The organism is Faecalibacterium prausnitzii (assembly GCF_003324185.1).
In the GTDB taxonomy this organism is placed as follows: Bacteria; Bacillota; Clostridia; order Oscillospirales; family Ruminococcaceae; genus Faecalibacterium; species Faecalibacterium prausnitzii.
In genome coordinates, this window is the sequence record NZ_PXUP01000053.1 from 1 (window position 1) to 1752 (window position 1752).

Sequence of the window (1752 nt, forward strand, 5' to 3'; positions counted from 1 at the left end):
GGTACAATGTCATCGATGAAACAAAAATAGTTTCATCACAGACGGTTATATGGTTGTGCCGATTTCCAAAACATAGTAATATTGAAGTACTAACTGGGGCTGAAAGTGGCAAAACTGCTTGCTTGGTTTCCATTCAGGAATTACTAACAGCGTAGACCGTCCGTTCGCTTCGTAAAAGATTCAATGTTTTGATTGGTTGGGTCGGCACAACCGTTACCCGTGTCAACAACGCGCCTGTTACTTTTGCGAAGAAGCGAAACTGCCCTGAAAGGAGAGGTGTATATGAGTTATTGTCCGGTAGCTGGAATTGATGTCAGCAAACGATTCAGTGATATGTGCATTTTGTCGCCAGACAACAAAATCTTTGCGCAAGAAAAGATTTATCACGACGAAACATCGATAAATCGAGCAAACGCCCTACTCCAAAAGGCTGAGCGGCTTTTTTTCAGTAAGCCTGTTATTGTGATGGAGTCCACCTCACACTACCATTTGATCCTCTTTCAATTTTTCTCAGAGCATGGATATGACGTGATCGTGGTGAATCCACTTCAAAGCAATTCGATGAAGGACTTCTCTATCAGAAAGAGGAAAACCGATCGTGTGGATGCCTTCAAACTGGCAATGATGTATCGAACGAAGACATTGCGTCCTTCCCAAATTCCTCAAACGGCAACGCGTGCGCTACGCCAGCTCTGCAGACATCGAGCGGAATTGTTGAACGACGTTTCGAGTTATAAAAACCGATTAACAGCCCTTTTGGATCAGACCTTTCCAGGCTATGATAAGGTCTTTTCCGATGTGGGAGGAGTTACTTCCTGCGCTGTACTTGCACGTTTTCCAACGCCGACCATTTTGCTTGTAGAGGAAGAATCAGAACTGGTTGAAGTGATTGCTGCTGCAAGCAAGTCTGGTTATGGTTTTGCTAAAAAGAAAGCTGGATTGCTAATCTCCGCAGCACAAAAAGCACAGACATTGGGGATTCATTCATGTGCCGATGAAACGCTCATTGTGTGTACCATTCAAATGCTTCGTACGTTGTCCGAAAGTGTGCTTCAAATCGAAACCGCAATAGATAATTTGCTGGCCCAGATAAAAGAAATGCGAAACAACGTCTCTTTACTGCAAAGCATCCCTGGTATTGGTAGTCATTCGGCAGCCCTTTTACTAGGAGAAATCGGAGATATCTCGTTGTTCAAGAAGCCGAAACAGCTTGCAGCATATTTTGGTTTAGACCCAACAGAGCGGCAATCCGGATCATTCAGAGGAACAAAGAACAAGCTCTCAAAACGTGGCTCGCCCTATGCAAGAGCTGCACTTCACATGGGAGTAGTTAATTCGATTTGTAAGCGCGGAAAGGACTCTGCAGCGAACCCCGTACTACTCAGTTATTATGAAAAGAAATGTAAAAACAAACCGGCAAAGGTTGCTCAAGCAGCATCAATGCACAAACTGGTCTTTATAATCTTTGCAGTCTTGCGTGACCAGAAGCCCTTCGAACTGAAAACGCCAGAGCAGCATGCTGTTGAACAGGGATTTGTAAAAGCAGCCTGAGGTTTTGAGATATTCAGGCCCTGAAACAAACACAGGGCCTTATTTGGTATGCGAAAAATTTGAATTTAGCATCTTTCACTGCCCTTGTTCTTTACTTGGTGTAAGCGATGACAGAGTTATAAGCGGTGAATACTGAACACAAACCGTTCGATTTTGTTCTTATCAGCCACACGTACTATTGACTTTGCTTAATTGGTCTAC

At 43.8% G+C, this 1752-nt stretch carries 1 protein-coding gene; it reads left to right on the forward strand.

Going from position 1 to position 1752, the window contains the following annotated elements:
* Positions 1–282: 282 nt before the first annotated feature.
* Positions 283–1551 carry an IS110 family RNA-guided transposase gene (locus C7J97_RS14580; RefSeq protein ID WP_113993396.1) on the forward strand — a complete coding sequence of 423 codons (1269 nt, stop codon included), beginning with the start codon at positions 283–285 and terminating at the stop codon, positions 1549–1551.
* Positions 1552–1752: the final 201 nt, after the last annotated feature.